This window comes from Vibrio sp. GJ43-1 (genome assembly GCF_055808835.1).
Window position 1 is genome coordinate 135,922 of the sequence record NZ_CM147884.1, and the last position, 16,030, is coordinate 151,951.

At 46.5% G+C, this 16,030-nt stretch carries 6 protein-coding genes, 6 tRNA genes, 3 rRNA genes and 2 pseudogenes; 7 read left to right on the forward strand and 10 right to left on the reverse strand.

Translation table 11 applies throughout. From position 1 onward, the window contains the following. The first annotated feature begins 146 nt into the window (after positions 1-146). The 4 genes and pseudogenes from AC0L66_RS00715 (at position 147) to ubiK (ending at position 5,361) form a co-directional block, all read left to right on the forward strand. Entirely contained in the window at positions 147-728 is a 582-nt protein-coding gene (locus tag AC0L66_RS00715; RefSeq protein WP_265675122.1) for a TetR/AcrR family transcriptional regulator, read from the forward strand. An 18-nt stretch (positions 729-746) separates the two neighbouring features. Next, positions 747-1,854 (forward strand): annotated as a pseudogene (locus AC0L66_RS00720) (efflux RND transporter periplasmic adaptor subunit). An 11-nt stretch (positions 1,855-1,865) separates the two neighbouring features. Further along, positions 1,866-4,988 (forward strand): multidrug efflux RND transporter permease subunit, encoded by a 3,123-nt coding sequence (locus AC0L66_RS00725; protein WP_265675120.1) that lies wholly within the window; start codon positions 1,866-1,868, stop codon positions 4,986-4,988. A gap of 121 nt (positions 4,989-5,109) precedes the next feature. Beyond that, on the forward strand, positions 5,110-5,361 hold the full coding sequence (ubiK, locus tag AC0L66_RS00730) for a ubiquinone biosynthesis accessory factor UbiK (RefSeq protein ID WP_265675119.1): 252 nt from the start codon (positions 5,110-5,112) through the stop codon (positions 5,359-5,361). A gap of 102 nt (positions 5,362-5,463) precedes the next feature. Here ubiK and ilvC read toward each other — a convergent pair. Continuing rightward, positions 5,464-6,950: pseudogene (gene ilvC, locus AC0L66_RS00735) on the reverse strand (ketol-acid reductoisomerase). Positions 6,951-7,095: 145 nt separating this feature from the next. Here ilvC and ilvY point away from each other — a divergent pair. The 3 genes from ilvY (at position 7,096) to AC0L66_RS00750 (ending at position 9,613) form a co-directional block, all read left to right on the forward strand. Continuing rightward, entirely contained in the window at positions 7,096-7,986 is an 891-nt protein-coding gene (gene ilvY, locus AC0L66_RS00740) for an HTH-type transcriptional activator IlvY (protein WP_265675218.1), read from the forward strand. A 93-nt stretch (positions 7,987-8,079) separates the two neighbouring features. Then, on the forward strand, positions 8,080-9,120 hold the full coding sequence (locus AC0L66_RS00745; protein WP_473568087.1) for a phospholipase D-like domain-containing protein: 1,041 nt from the start codon (positions 8,080-8,082) through the stop codon (positions 9,118-9,120). A gap of 13 nt (positions 9,121-9,133) precedes the next feature. Next, entirely contained in the window at positions 9,134-9,613 is a 480-nt protein-coding gene (locus tag AC0L66_RS00750; RefSeq protein ID WP_473568088.1) for a phospholipase D-like domain-containing protein, read from the forward strand. Positions 9,614-9,842: 229 nt separating this feature from the next. Here AC0L66_RS00750 and AC0L66_RS00755 read toward each other — a convergent pair. From AC0L66_RS00755 to AC0L66_RS00795, 9 genes are all read right to left on the reverse strand, one after another. Continuing rightward, a tRNA-Trp gene (locus AC0L66_RS00755) sits at positions 9,843-9,919 on the reverse strand. Between the two features lie 90 nt (positions 9,920-10,009). Next, positions 10,010-10,088 (reverse strand) — tRNA-Asp (locus tag AC0L66_RS00760). A 59-nt stretch (positions 10,089-10,147) separates the two neighbouring features. Next, a 5S ribosomal RNA gene (gene rrf, locus AC0L66_RS00765) occupies positions 10,148-10,263 on the reverse strand. 94 nt (positions 10,264-10,357) lie between these two features. Next, positions 10,358-13,248: ribosomal RNA gene (locus AC0L66_RS00770) — 23S ribosomal RNA — on the reverse strand. Between the two features lie 311 nt (positions 13,249-13,559). Further along, positions 13,560-13,635 (reverse strand) — tRNA-Val (locus AC0L66_RS00775). A gap of 42 nt (positions 13,636-13,677) precedes the next feature. Further along, positions 13,678-13,753, reverse strand: a tRNA-Ala gene (locus AC0L66_RS00780). 12 nt (positions 13,754-13,765) lie between these two features. Beyond that, positions 13,766-13,841 (reverse strand) — tRNA-Lys (locus AC0L66_RS00785). A gap of 2 nt (positions 13,842-13,843) precedes the next feature. Beyond that, positions 13,844-13,919 (reverse strand) — tRNA-Glu (locus AC0L66_RS00790). Between the two features lie 91 nt (positions 13,920-14,010). Continuing rightward, positions 14,011-15,564, reverse strand: a 16S ribosomal RNA gene (locus AC0L66_RS00795). Together the 16S, 23S and 5S rRNA genes with 6 tRNA genes alongside form the textbook arrangement of a ribosomal RNA operon. Positions 15,565-16,030 lie beyond the last annotated feature (466 nt).

Below are 16,030 nucleotides of genomic sequence, written 5' to 3' on the forward strand. Positions count from 1 at the left end.
CACATAATAGACCGCTGTAAGATAAGATGCCACGCTATGTCTGTCTTTCTTTGATTTTATAGAACATAGCTTAAAAATAAGTTGCATAAATATAGGGCAATTGCTTTATAATGAATGAACGTTCATTCACTAATTGCGGATGATTGATGAGCATAATGAACCAAAAAGACAAACGGCTACAAATACTAGAAGCGGCGCAACGAATGGTCGCAGAGGTTGGCATCCAAGGCATATCCATGCAAAAACTTGCCAACGAGGCTGGCGTCGCTGCGGGAACGATTTATCGCTACTTTAATGACAAAGATCATCTGCTTGATGAACTTCGTCTTCATGTCGTTTCTTGCATGGCTGAAGCCGTACAAGTTGGCGTTGAAGCCGATAAACCACTCAAGGTGCAATATCGAACCATGTGGTTAAACATATGGCGGATTGCGGCCTCAAATAACGATTCACTGCAGACTCGTGCCCAATACGATTCTATTCCTTCAAAGAATAATCAGGCAACTCGGGAACAAGAACGAAAATTGTTTGCCCAAGTAGACAACCTATTCACCGATGGAAAGAAACAAGGGGTTTTCAAAGACCTCGATAATGAAATCCTTTCGGGGTTAAGCTTAGAAGCCAGCGTTTCGCTTGCAAGAAAGCATGCTCTCGGATTATATCAACTGGATGACAACGCACTAGAGTCCGCGATTGAAGCCAGTTGGGATGCAATAATAAAACACTAATTTGGAGTTTTCGTCAGAATGAAAAAGTGGACATTTTTCATGCTTCTTATCGCCGTACTACTGTTCGGTAGCGTGATAGGATTTAACATGTTTAAGCAACAAAAAATTGCCGAGTACTTGGCTAACCGACCGGAGCCTGAGTTCCCTGTCACAGCAACCACCGTCAAGCCTGTTGATTGGGTTCCTGTTATTGAAGTCATCGGCTTTGTTGAACCAAACCAAGGTGTCACGCTAACGACAGAAACAAGCGGTGTGATCGACAGTATTTCATTCACATCGGGCTCTCAAGTTGAAGTTGGCCAAGAGCTATTGAAACTCGATTCTGATGTTGAGAAAGCCAACCTGAAAAGCTCTGAGGCTCGCTTACCAAGCAGCTCAAGCTAAATATAAACGCTATCAAGGCCTTTATAAGAAAGGGTCTATTTCTCGAGAAGCGTATGATGAAGCGGAAGCGAACTACTATTCACTTTCGGCTGACATTGAAAGCTTAAAGGCATCCATTGACCGCCGTGAAATCAAAGCACCATTTGCTGGTGTTGTCGGTATCCGTAATGTATTCCTCGGTCAATACCTGCAACCAAGTGACAAAATTGTTCGCTTGGAAGATATCAGTGTTATGAAACTACGCTTTACCGTGCCACAAACTGACTTTTCAAGAATCTCAATTGGACAAGATGTCGATATCTTTGTGGATGCATACCCTGATCAAGCCTTTAAAGGCTCTATTAGCGCGATTGAACCTGCGGTTAGTATTCAAAGCGGTTTGATTCAAGTGCAAGCTGACATTCCGAACAATGACGGTCGTCTACGTAGCGGCATGTTTGCTCGTGCCAACATCATTTTGCCAAAACTAGAAAACCAAGTCACTCTGCCTCAAACCGCGATTACTTTTACGCTCTATGGTGACAATGTCTACATTGTTGAAGACGTCGACGGTGAAAAGCGCGTTAAGCAGCAAGTGATTGAAGTGGGTGAACGCACTGGTGATATCGCTCATATCCTTGAAGGGGTGAAAGCCAATGACGTTGTGGTCACCTCTGGCCAAGTTCGCTTGAACAATGATGCTAAAGTTCGCATTGTTGAAAGTGACGCAACCGTTCCCCCTGCTAAAACACCGATGCTGTAATTGGAGGCAAAATGCGTTTTACTGATATTTTCATAAAACGTCCTGTTCTTGCGGTATCTATCAGCTTTTTGATTGCCCTGCTTGGCTTACAAGCAGTATTCAAAATGCAGGTACGTGAATACCCAGAAATGACGAATACCGTAGTCACTGTGACAACCAGTTACTACGGTGCAAGTGCCGACTTAATTCAGGGCTTTATTACGCAGCCTCTGGAGCAAGCCGTCGCGCAAGCCGATAATATTGACTACATGACATCACAGTCTGTATTGGGTAAATCCACCATTACAGTCACGATGAAACTCAATACTAATCCCAATGCAGCGCTGTCTGATATCTTGGCGAAAACCAACTCGGTTCGTTCCCAGCTCCCGCGTGAGTCTGAAGATCCAACCGTCACCATGTCTACCGGCTCTACAACCGCGGTACTCTATATTGGTTTTACCAGTGATGAGCTTGCATCAAGCCAAATTACCGATTACCTAGAGCGAGTGATCAACCCTCAGCTCTTTACGGTAAATGGTGTGTCTAAAGTCGACATGTACGGTGGTATGAAATACGCGTTACGCGTTTGGCTGGATCCGCTAAAAATGGCGGCGCTCAAGCTAACCGCAACGGACATCATGAACGTCCTTAACGCGAACAACTACCAGTCGGCTGCAGGTCAAGCGACTGGTGAGTTTGTACTTTACAACGGCAGTGCCGACACCCAAGTATCGAATACTGAAGAGTTAAGTAACTTGGTCGTCATGGCTGACGATGGTGAAGTAACTCGTTTAGGCGATATCGCTAAGGTGACGCTAGAAAAGAGTCACGATGTCTATCGTGCGAGTGCTAACGGACAAGAAGCGGTGGTTACCGCTATCAATGCCGCGCCAAGTGCTAACCCAATTAACATCGCTGCAGATGTGCTGAAGCTTCTTCCTGAACTCGAGAAGAACTTACCAAGCAATATCAAAATGAACGTCATGTACGATTCAACCGTGGCCATTAACGAATCCATTCAAGAGGTAATAAAGACTATCCTTGAAGCGGCGTTAATTGTTTTGGTCGTTATTACATTGTTCCTAGGTTCATTCCGCGCGGTATTGATTCCAATCGTGACGATTCCACTATCGTTGATTGGTGTGGCTATGATCATGCAAGCTATTGGGTTCTCATGGAACTTGATGACGCTACTTGCGATGGTGCTTGCAATCGGCCTGGTGGTTGATGATGCGATCGTTGTACTAGAGAACGTCGATCGACACATTAAGCTTGGTGAATCACCTTTCCGTGCCGCGATCATTGGTACACGTGAAATTGCGGTACCCGTCATCGCAATGACATTAACACTAGGTGCCGTATATGCCCCGATCGCACTGATGGGTGGTATTACTGGTTCCTTGTTTAAAGAATTTGCTTTGACTCTTGCTGGGGCAGTATTCATTTCAGGGATTATCGCGTTAACCCTATCGCCAATGATGTGTTCTAAGCTACTAAAAGCCAACGAAACCCCAAGTAAGTTTGAGCAAAAGGTGCATCATGTTTTAGACAAGATGACTGCACGCTACGAAAAAATGCTGTCGGCGGTAATGCTACATAGACCTGTCATCATTGGTTTTGCGATCATTGTATTTGCTAGCCTCCCGTTATTGTTCAAGTTCATTCCTAGTGAACTGGCACCATCGGAAGATAAAGGCGTAGTCATGTTGATGGGTACTGGCCCGTCTAACGCTAACCTCGACTACTTGCAAAACACCATGAACGACGTCAATAAGATCTTAACGGAACAGCCTGAAGTTCAGTTTGCCCAAGTATTTACCGGTGTGCCTAATTCAAACCAAGCATTTGGTATCGCTTCCATGGTTCCTTGGAGCCAACGTGAAGCGAGTCAGGCAGAAGTAGCGAACCGTGTAGGTCAACTGGTCAGCAATGTTCCTGGAATGGCGGTGACTGCCTTCCAAATGCCTGAACTGCCTGGTGCAGGCTCTGGTCTGCCGATTCAGTTTGTCATTACTACGCCAAACAGCTTTGAGAGCCTATTTACCATCGCTTCTGATGTTTGGACTGATGTTCAACAGAACGCTCAGTTCGTATATTCAACGCTAGATCTTAACTATGACTCTGCCACGATGAAAATCAATATCGATAAAGATATGGCAGGTGCCTATGGCGTAACGATGCAAGATATTGGTGTAACGCTGAGTACAATGATGGCTGATGGATACGTTAACCGTATCGATTTAAATGGTCGTTCGTATGAAGTTATTCCACAAGTAGAGCGTAAATATCGTCTAAATCCTGAATCGATGAACATGTACTTTGTTCGTTCTGCTGACGGGCAAGCTATTCCTCTAGGAAGTCTTATTTCCATTGATGTCGTTGCCGAGCCTCGTTCGCTTCCTCACTTCAACCAACTAAACTCCGCAACGGTGGGCGCTGTTCCGGCTCCAGGTGTAGCGATGGGGGATGCCATTACTTGGTTTGAGTCAGTAGCAGAGAACAAGCTGCCAAATGGTTACAGTCATGACTATATGGGTGAAGCACGACAATACGTAACTGAAGGTAGCGCACTGTATGCCACCTTTGGTCTTGCTCTTGCGATCATCTTCCTAGTGCTTGCCATCCAATTTGAGTCCATTAAAGACCCGTTCGTTATCATGGTTTCAGTACCATTAGCGATTTGTGGGGCCTTGATTGCGCTTGCTTGGGGTGCTGCAACAATGAATATCTACTCCCAAGTAGGTCTCATTACTCTTGTCGGCTTAATCACTAAGCACGGTATCTTGATTTGTGAAGTAGCAAAAGAAGAGCAACTGCATAACAAACTCAACCGTATGGATGCAGTAAAAGAAGCAGCAAAAGTGCGTCTACGTCCAATACTGATGACGACTGCAGCGATGATTGCTGGCCTTATTCCACTCATGTATGCAACAGGTGCAGGGGCAGCACAACGCTTCAGTATCGGTATTGTTATCGTATCTGGATTGGCTATCGGTACGCTGTTTACTCTGTTTGTTCTTCCAGTAATTTATACGTACCTTGCAGAGAAACACAAACCTCTACCGACATTTGTTGAGGACAAAGATCTAGAAAAGTTAGCTCGTGTTGATGAAGCGAAAGCCGCTCATCGAGAACTTGCTGACAACAAATAGTCTTCTCTACAAATGACCAAACTCTAAAAGGCCACATTGTGGCCTTTTTTATTGCCTAAATTGGCGACAATCTTAACTTAATTACATAAAATGTTGAGTAACTGCAAAGGAGCTAATTGAAATGTTTGACCCAAAGAAACTAGAACAAATTGCCAGACAGATCCACGACTCTATGCCTCAGCCTGTCAAAGAGCTCGGCACCGATGTTGATCAAAAAGTTCGTCAGGTTATTCAAGGCCAACTCAACAAGCTTGATGTTGTAAGCCGTGAAGAATTTGATGTACAAACCCAAGTATTGCTACGCACTCGCCAAAAACTTACCGAAATGGAACAGAAGCTTGCAGAGTTAGAGCAAAAGCTATCTGAAAAATAACATCACTGTCCGAGCTATCGATGCCATCTCTGTGGTTTCAGATAAATAAAAAAGGCTTACCTCTCGGTAAGCCTTTTTTATTACTTAATACTAGGTAGTCACTTAACCACCAACAGCAATACGCTTCATGTCAGTCATGTAACCACGTAGCTCTTCACCAATGTATTCTACTGGGTGATTACGTACAGCGTCATTTACTTCAATCAGCTTGCCGTTGTCCACTTGGTTAGATGCTTCACCTAGACCACGACCAATTACATCCGTTTCTACGCTAGGCATGAACTTCTCGCGAAGTAATGGTGTTGCAACGTTGGCAAATAGGTAGTTGCCATATTCTGCTGTATCAGAGATAACAACGTTCATCTCATACAGACGCTTACGAGCAACAGTATTAGCAATAAGTGGTAACTCATGTAGCGATTCGTAGTATGCAGACTCATCAATAATGCCCGACGCTGTCATCGCTTCAAATGCAAGCTCAACACCAGCACGAACCATCGCTACCATCAAAATACCGTTATCGAAGTACTCTTGCTCTGAAATTTCAATATCGCTTGATGGGTAGTTTTCAAATGCTGTTTCACCTGTTTCTTCACGCCAGCCAAATAGATTCGCATCATCATTTGCCCAGTCTGCCATCATCGTGCTAGAGAAGTGACCAGAAATAATGTCGTCCATATGCTTGTTATACAATGGGCGCATTAGGTCTTTAAGTTCTTCTGATAAATCAAAAGCTTTTACTTTTGCAGGATTCGACAGACGATCCATCATGTGAGTAATGCCGCCAAACTTAAGGGCTTCTGTAATAGTTTCCCAACCATACTGTAGCAACTTACCCGCGTAGCCTTCTTCGATGCCATCTGCGATCATTTTTTCATAACAAACAATCGAACCATAGCTTGAAGCATGCCACATAGGATAGTTTGCTCACCCATAAGGTCAGATTTAACTTCAGCAACAAAAGAAGACTCAAGAACACCTGCACGATGTCCGCCTGTTGCCGCAGCCCAGGCTTTAGCAATCTCTAGACCATCACCTTGAGGGTCATTCTCAGGGTGAACAGCAATAAGTGTTGGAACACCAAAGCCACGCTTATACTCTTCACGAACTTCGGTACCAGGGCATTTAGGTGCAACCATTACTACCGTCAAATCTTCACGGATCTGCATGCCTTCTTCAACAATATTAAAACCGTGAGAGTAACCTAGAGAAGCACCTTGCTTCATAAGCGGCATCACCGTTTCAACGACGTTAGAGTGCTGTTTGTCTGGTGTTAGGTTCACCACGAGGTCTGCTTGAGGAATAAGATCTTCATAGCTACCAACAACAAAGCCATTATCTTTCGCATTCTTAAACGACTGACGCTGTTCATCAATCGCGGCTTGACGAAGAGCGTAAGAAACATCAAGCCCAGAGTCACGCATGTTAAGACCTTGGTTAAGACCTTGCGCACCACAACCGACAATAACTACTTTTTTACCTTTCAGGTAATCCGCTTCAGAAGCAAATTCAGAACGATCCATGAAACGACAACGACCTAGTTGATCCAATTGTTGACGCAAGTTTAGAGTATTAAAATAGTTAGCCATAGTTGGGCTCTCCTGTTGAATTCTATCCATAGTGCCGATGCTTATCATCGAATAACTTCATACTAAAACAGACTTTGAGTTGCTTAAAGTGAAATATTCACAAGTTGTGATTGCAATTAATGCAACTACATTTATCCTAAGTAATATGAATATAAAAAGTCTCCAAGCTTTTATTCACCTCTGTGAAAGTAAAAGCTTTAGCAAAACCGCAACAGCAATGCACATCAGTGCATCGGCTTTAAGTCGACAAATTCAAAAGCTAGAACAAGACACACATCAAAGCCTATTCTTGCGTGACAACCGCTCGGTAGAACTGACACCAGCTGGCAAGAAATTATTGCCTATCGCCGTCAACATCGTGAGCGAATGGCAACAGTTTCAATCAGACAGCCAACATGGTGAACAAGAACTTCGCGGCAAGTTACGACTGTTTTGTTCAGTCACCGCAAGTTACAGCCATCTGCCCGAACTATTGGCAGAGTTCAGGCTGCTCTATCCCTACATCGAGTTTGAGCTCTCAACAGGCGATCCCGCGCAAGCAATAGACAAGGTCATGAATGATGAGACCGACATTGCTATCTCTGCTTTGCCCGAACTGCTTCCGGCACGACTAGAGTTTGAGACCATCAGTGAGATCCCACTATCCGCCATAGCACCAGCAGGAGTCAGCAGCTTTGGTTCTGAGCTTGCTGATGGCATGCCTGACTGGAGTAAGATCCCGTTTATCGTCCCAGAAGCGGGTACCGCTCGCGAAAGAGCTAATCTCTGGTTTAAAAAGATGCGCATTAAGCCCAACATCTATGCGCAAGTATCGGGTCACGAAGCCATTGTAAGCATGGTGGCACTGGGGTGTGGCGTGGGCATTGCACCAGAGGTCGTTATCGTCAACAGTCCGGTTAGAGACAAGATCCAGCGTCTGAAACTGGAGCCCATTAAGCCATTCAAGCTAGGAGTGGTGTGTAAACGTTCGAATCTCGATAACCCACTGCTTTCCGCATTCTGGAAAGTCGCAGAGAAGGTCTATATTCAACCTTAATAAGGCTCAGTGGGATAACACAGTTGGGATACTTTATTACCCAAGTTATCGATACTATATAGTTAGTTTTCTGCTCAATAGGCTCATTGTCTTATGCTCACATTCAAAAAAACAGTTCTCGCTTGTACATCCATAGTGCTAATAGGTTGTGCGTCTGCTCCAGATAGTGTGCCCTTATCTGAGAAGGACTATTGCGCAGAACTCTCCAACAAAGAGCACCTGCCGCTATCTCACTATACTCAACCTTTCGAGGCTGAAATAAAGAGCAGCACAGGTGTTTATGTCCTGGAGCAGGGGGCAGAAGCGATGATGTCTCGAGCTTGGTTGACCGAGCGGGCAGAGACTTCCATCGATGTGCAATACTTTATCTTCTCAATCGATAACGTCGGTTTAATTGCCACCGACTACCTTGTCAGAGCGGCTGAACGAGGTGTTAAAGTTCGAGTATTGGTGGATGACATCATGCTCGACGCTAAAGGGGATGAGCTACTCATGTTGGCTGCTCATGACAACTTTGAGATAAAAATATACAACCCTAACGTGAATATTGGCAAAAACATCGTGCAGAAGATGACGACAGTCTTAACTGATTTCCACGGTATCAATCAGCGAATGCACAACAAGGTCTTTTTAGTCGATGACCAAGTGGCCATTACTGGGGGCAGAAACATTGCTGACGAATACTTCGGCTTCGACCACGAGTATAACTTCCGCGATAGAGATGTGTTTCTCGCGGGCAAAGCGGTTGAAGAGATCGATACCTCCTTTGAGCAGTACTGGAGTAGCCCGCTCAGTGTCCCTGTCGAAGATCTATTCAAATCCAATCCCTATGACAGCAACCCAGACTTTTCACGGTTGCACTCCTATGCCTGTAATCCGAAACATTTTCATCCTGAGATAAGAGCTGAAATAGATAAGGTACCAGAGACCTTTAAGGCACTGTCTAAAGAGGGAAAATTCTTATTCGTTGATAAAGTTGAATACATCGCCGATAAGCCAGGTAAGAACGATCGTCAGACCTTCTTAGGTGGGGGTAGCATTACTCGCGACAAGCTAATTGATCTCGCTGAAAGCGCACAAGCATCAATTTTGATCCAAACTCCCTATCTGGTGACGACTAAAAAAGGATCGTGAGTTTCTACGCAGTTTGGTTGAAAAGGGCATTTCAATAAAGATCTTAACCAATAGCCTAGCTTCCAATGACAACCTCGCCGCGTTTAGTGGTTACCAGAGAAACCGGAAGCAGCTTTTGGCCACGGGTGTAGAGGTTTATGAGTTTAAACCTGATGCCGAGGTTAGGCAGCGGGTAATGACCGAGCATATGTACAAGAAACTGCCAACCACACCTATCTTTGGTCTCCACGCTAAAAGCATGACGATTGACGACACTGTTACCGTTGTTGGCACCTACAATCTTGACCCACGTAGCGCTCATTTGAACACAGAGAGCTTTGCTATTATCTACTCATCAGAAATCACCGAGCACGTGTCAAAAGCGATGAAGGTGGAAATGGAACCTGAAAATGCATGGCGGATAACGAAAGACTTTAACCCTGATAATGAAGTCAGCGTAACCAAAAGGGTTGGCGTAAAGCTGCATCGCATCGTTCCTAAGAACATTCTTTAGCTTTAGTATCGCTTGAAGGGTTAGAACGACATAGGGATAAAACAAAAAAGGCTCCAACCTAAGTCAGAGCCTTCACGCATTACAGATGCAAAAAAGCCTCGTCATTTGACGAGGCTTTAAATATGGCAGGGGTGGAGATATTTGACCGCGCTGGCGACCCAGCTCCCAACACATCGCTTTGAAAAAGTGAAAATAAAAAGGCTCCGACCTAAGTCAGAGCCTTTGAATATGGCAGGGGTGGAGAGATTCGAACTCCCAACACGCGGATTTGGAATCCGCTGCTCTGCCAATTGGAGCTACACCCCTAAACTGTTTCTAATCTATGCCAATTGACTCAATAAATCAACATGATAGATTCAAAAAAGCCTCGTCATTTGACGAGGCTTTTTTAATAAATGGCGGAGTGGACGGGACTCGAACCCGCGACCCCCGGCGTGACAGGCTTCGGTATTCTAACCAACTGAACTACCACTCCGCAGTGGCTCTATCTAAAAGTCTTACCTAAGTTGTGCTTCAAATAGATGTCTGTTCAAAGCCTGGCGATGTCCTACTCTCACATGGGGAAACCCCACACTACCATCGGCGCTACTGCATTTCACTTCTGAGTTCGGCATGGGATCAGGTGGGTCTGCAACGCTATGGTCGCCAAGCAAATTCTTAAAATTCGGAAAGCTTAATAAAAGTTCTTAATACACATTCAATCTGTTCTTGCTTTGAGTCCAATCAAAACCCTTTGGGTGTTGTATGGTTAAGCCTCACGGGCAATTAGTACAGGTTAGCTCAATGCCTCGCAGCACTTACACACCCTGCCTATCAACGTTCTAGTCTTGAACAACCCTTTAGGACACTTAAAGTGCCAGGGAAGACTCATCTCAGGGCTCGCTTCCCGCTTAGATGCTTTCAGCGGTTATCGATTCCGAACTTAGCTACCGGGCAATGCCATTGGCATGACAACCCGAACACCAGAGGTTCGTCCACTCCGGTCCTCTCGTACTAGGAGCAGCCCCTTCAATCTTCCAACGCCCACGGCAGATAGGGACCGAACTGTCTCACGACGTTCTAAACCCAGCTCGCGTACCACTTTAAATGGCGAACAGCCATACCCTTGGGACCGACTTCAGCCCCAGGATGTGATGAGCCGACATCGAGGTGCCAAACACCGCCGTCGATATGAACTCTTGGGCGGTATCAGCCTGTTATCCCCGGAGTACCTTTTATCCGTTGAGCGATGGCCCTTCCATTCAGAACCACCGGATCACTATGACTCTACTTTCGTACCTGCTCGAATTGTCATTCTCGCAGTCAAGCGGGCTTATGCCATTGCACTAACCACACGATGTCCAACCGTGTTTAGCCCACCTTCGTGCTCCTCCGTTACTCTTTGGGAGGAGACCGCCCCAGTCAAACTACCCACCAGGCACTGTCCGCAATCCCGATTAGGGACCAACGTTAGAACATCAAGCATACAAGGGTGGTATTTCAAGATTGCCTCCACACACACTAGCGTGCATGCTTCAAAGGCTCCCACCTATCCTACACATGTAGGGTCAATGTTCAGTGCCAAGCTGTAGTAAAGGTTCACGGGGTCTTTCCGTCTAGCCGCGGGTACACTGCATCTTCACAGCGATTTCAATTTCACTGAGTCTCGGGTGGAGACAGCGTGGCCATCATTACGCCATTCGTGCAGGTCGGAACTTACCCGACAAGGAATTTCGCTACCTTAGGACCGTTATAGTTACGGCCGCCGTTTACCGGGGCTTCGATCAAGAGCTTCGACCTAAGTCTAACCCCATCAATTAACCTTCCGGCACCGGGCAGGCGTCACACCGTATACGTCATCTTACGATTTTGCACAGTGCTGTGTTTTTAATAAACAGTTGCAGCCACCTGGTATCTGCGACTCCTAGTAGCTCCATCCGCAAGGGACTTCACCGCCAAGAGCGTACCTTCTCCCGAAGTTACGGTACCATTTTGCCTAGTTCCTTCACCCGAGTTCTCTCAAGCGCCTTGGTATTCTCTACCCGACCACCTGTGTCGGTTTGGGGTACGATTTCTTATAATCTGAAGCTTAGAGGCTTTTCCTGGAAGCATGGCATCAATGACTTCACTACCGTAGTAGCTCGACATCGTATCTCAGCGTTAGTAGCGGTCCGGATTTACCTAAACCACCCGCCTACGTACTTGAACCTGGACAACCATCGCCAGGCCCACCTAGCCTTCTCCGTCCCCCCATCGCAATTATAAGAAGTACGGGAATATTAACCCGTTTCCCATCGACTACGCCTTTCGGCCTCGCCTTAGGGGTCGACTTACCCTGCCCCGATTAACGTTGGACAGGAACCCTTGGTCTTCCGGCGAGGAGGTTTTTCACCCCCTTTATCGTTACTCATGTCAGCATTCGCACTTCTGATACCTCCAGCAAAACCTTACAGTCCACCTTCAACGGCTTACAGAACGCTCCCCTACCCAATATGATAAATCATATTGCCGCAGCTTCGGTGTATAGCTTAGCCCCGTTACATCTTCCGCGCAGGCCGACTCGACTAGTGAGCTATTACGCTTTCTTTAAATGATGGCTGCTTCTAAGCCAACATCCTAGCTGTCTAAGCCTTCCCACATCGTTTCCCACTTAGCTATACTTTGGGACCTTAGCTGGCGGTCTGGGTTGTTTCCCTCTCCACGACGGACGTTAGCACCCGCCGTGTGTCTCCCGGATATTACTTACTGGTATTCGGAGTTTGCAAAGGGTTGGTAAGTCGGGATGACCCCCTAGCCTTAACAGTGCTCTACCCCCAGTAGTATTCGTCCGAGGCGCTACCTAAATAGCTTTCGGGGAGAACCAGCTATCTCCAGGTTTGATTGGCCTTTCACCCCTAGCCACAAGTCATCCGCTAATTTTTCAACATTAGTCGGTTCGGTCCTCCAGTTGATGTTACTCAACCTTCAACCTGCCCATGGCTAGATCACCTGGTTTCGGGTCTATATCCAGAGACTGAACGCCCAGTTAAGACTCGGTTTCCCTACGGCTCCCCTAAACGGTTAACCTTGCCACTGAATATAAGTCGCTGACCCATTATACAAAAGGTACGCAGTCACCCAACAAGTGGGCTCCTACTGCTTGTACGTACACGGTTTCAGGTTCTATTTCACTCCCCTCACAGGGGTTCTTTTCGCCTTTCCCTCACGGTACTGGTTCACTATCGGTCAGTCAGTAGTATTTAGCCTTGGAGGATGGTCCCCCCATATTCAAACAGGATATCACGTGTCCCGCCTTACTCGTTTTCACTGATTATGATGTGTCGGTTACGGGGCTATCACCCTTTACTGCGGCACTTTCCAGAGCCTTCACCTGCATCATTAAAAGCTTAAGGGCTAGTCCAATTTCGCTCGCCGCTACTTTCGGAATCTCGGTTGATTTCTCTTCCTCGGGGTACTTAGATGTTTCAGTTCCCCCGGTTTGCTTCATTAACCTATGTATTCAGTTAATGATACGTGCTTATGCACGTGGGTTTCCCCATTCGGAAATCCCAGACTCACAGGTTATTACTACCTAATCTGGGCTTATCGCAAGTTATTACGTCCTTCATCGCCTCTGACTGCCAAGGCATCCACCGTGTACGCTTAGTCACTTAACCATACAACCCCAAAAGGTCTTATGTATGGCAAACAACCAAAGTCGCTATCTCATTATTTGAATGAGCGAGATAGCATTCGATTTTGCCGGACTCAAATATAAACGTCACAACCGAAGTTGTGCTGTTTCCAAGAACACTTGAATGTGTGTTGGTACCTACATCTTAAAGACATAGGATTTGAGAACTTTTATTTGAACAACATTAAATCAAATGTTGTTCGTCAGCTTTCCAAATTGTTAAAGAGCATGTGTTTACTTTAGTTAAAACTAATTAAACCATTTTTAAATACACTTCATAAATGTCTTTAAAGATGGTGGGCGATACCGGGCTCGAACCAGTGACCCCCTCCTTGTAAGGGAGGTGCTCTCCCAACTGAGCTAATCGCCCACATTAGTTTTAATTCCTTCGTGGGAAAGAATATTTCAAGAATGGTGGAGCTATGCGGGATCGAACCGCAGACCTCCTGCGTGCAAGGCAGGCGCTCTCCCAGCTGAGCTATAGCCCCGAGATCTTGAAATGGTGGGTCGTGCAGGATTCGAACCTGCGACCAATTGATTAAAAGTCAACTGCTCTACCAACTGAGCTAACGACCCAATGGTATCCCGTAGGGGAGTCGAACCCCTGTTACCGCCGTGAAAGGGCGGTGTCCTAGGCCTCTAGACGAACGGGACACTAAGTAGTAAGTGTTGGGCACTTACTTATCTCTTTGACATCATAAACCTAATCAATCTGTGTGAACACTCATCAAGACAATCTTTCGTATAAGGAGGTGATCCAGCCCCAGGTTCCCCTAGGGCTACCTTGTTACGACTTCACCCCAGTCATGAACCACAAAGTGGTGAGCGTCCTCCCGAAGGTTAAACTACCCACTTCTTTTGCAGCCCACTCCCATGGTGTGACGGGCGGTGTGTACAAGGCCCGGGAACGTATTCACCGTGGCATTCTGATCCACGATTACTAGCGATTCCGACTTCATGGAGTCGAGTTGCAGACTCCAATCCGGACTACGACGCACTTTTTGGGATTCGCTCACTATCGCTAGCTTGCTGCCCTCTGTATGCGCCATTGTAGCACGTGTGTAGCCCTACTCGTAAGGGCCATGATGACTTGACGTCGTCCCCACCTTCCTCCGGTTTATCACCTAAGCAGTCTCCCTGGAGTTCCCACCATTACGTGCTGGCAAACAAGGATAAGGGTTGCGCTCGTTGCGGGACTTAACCCAACATTTCACAACACGAGCTGACGACAGCCATGCAGCACCTGTCTTAGAGTTCCCGAAGGCACACCTGCGTCTCCGCTGGCTTCTCTAGATGTCAAGAGTAGGTAAGGTTCTTCGCGTTGCATCGAATTAAACCACATGCTCCACCGCTTGTGCGGGCCCCCGTCAATTCATTTGAGTTTTAATCTTGCGACCGTACTCCCCAGGCGGTCTACTTAACGCGTTAGCTCCGAAAGCCACGGCTCAAGGCCACAACCTCCAAGTAGACATCGTTTACGGCGTGGACTACCAGGGTATCTAATCCTGTTTGCTCCCCACGCTTTCGCATCTGAGTGTCAGTATCTGTCCAGGGGGCCGCCTTCGCCACTGGTATTCCTTCAGATCTCTACGCATTTCACCGCTACACCTGAAATTCTACCCCCTCTACAGTACTCTAGTCCGCCAGTTTCAAATGCAGTTCCGAGGTTGAGCCTCGGGCTTTCACATCTGACTTAACGAACCACCTGCATGCGCTTTACGCCCAGTAATTCCGATTAACGCTCGCACCCTCCGTATTACCGCGGCTGCTGGCACGGAGTTAGTTGGTGCTTCTTCTGCAGCTAACGTCAAATCCATACGCTATTAACGTATGAACCTTCCTCACTGCTGAAAGTACTTTACAACCCGAAGGCCTTCTTCATACACGCGGCATGGCTGCATCAGGCTTGCGCCCATTGTGCAATATTCCCCACTGCTGCCTCCCGTAGGAGTCTGGACCGTGTCTCAGTTCCAGTGTGGCTGATCATCCTCTCAGACCAGCTAGGGATCGTCGCCTTGGTGAGCCATTACCTCACCAACTAGCTAATCCCACCTGGGCATATCCTGACGCGAGAGGCCCGAAGGTCCCCCTCTTTGGCCCGAAGGCATTATGCGGTATTAGCCATCGTTTCCAATGGTTATCCCCCACATCAGGGCAATTTCCCAGGCATTACTCACCCGTCCGCCGCTCGACGCCCAACAAATCACCCGAAGGGTCAATGTTGTCGTTTCCGCTCGACTTGCATGTGTTAGGCCTGCCGCCAGCGTTCAATCTGAGCCATGATCAAACTCTTCAATTTAAGATTTTGTCGGCTCAATGAATACTGACTTCAAAACTGTCCCTTACTTAAAAAGTAAGAAGTAATTTTAAAGCTATTATCGTTCCAACAGAACGATAATGAATTTTGACTGTGTGACAGTAAGCGAGCTTACTACCCTTAGGTCACGTGTTCATTGAAAACCATTTTACTTCCGAAGAAGTGGTTCGTTTCTACTTTGCAGCAGAAGCAAACATAATGATTATCATCAACAAGTGTCCACACAGATTGATATAGGTCTATATTGTTAAAGAGCTTGTTTTGAGGCTTGCTCAAAACGGACGGCCATTTTAGCTAGATAAGCTTCAGTGTCAAACACTTTTTAAAACTTATTTTGCTAAGCTCATTGAGCTTGATAGCCTTCTGACTCGTTCTTGGTTTTTGTTGAACCGTTCCCGTGTCAGCGAGGGTGCATTATAGAGATCGGCGTCTCATTGGCAACCCTTTT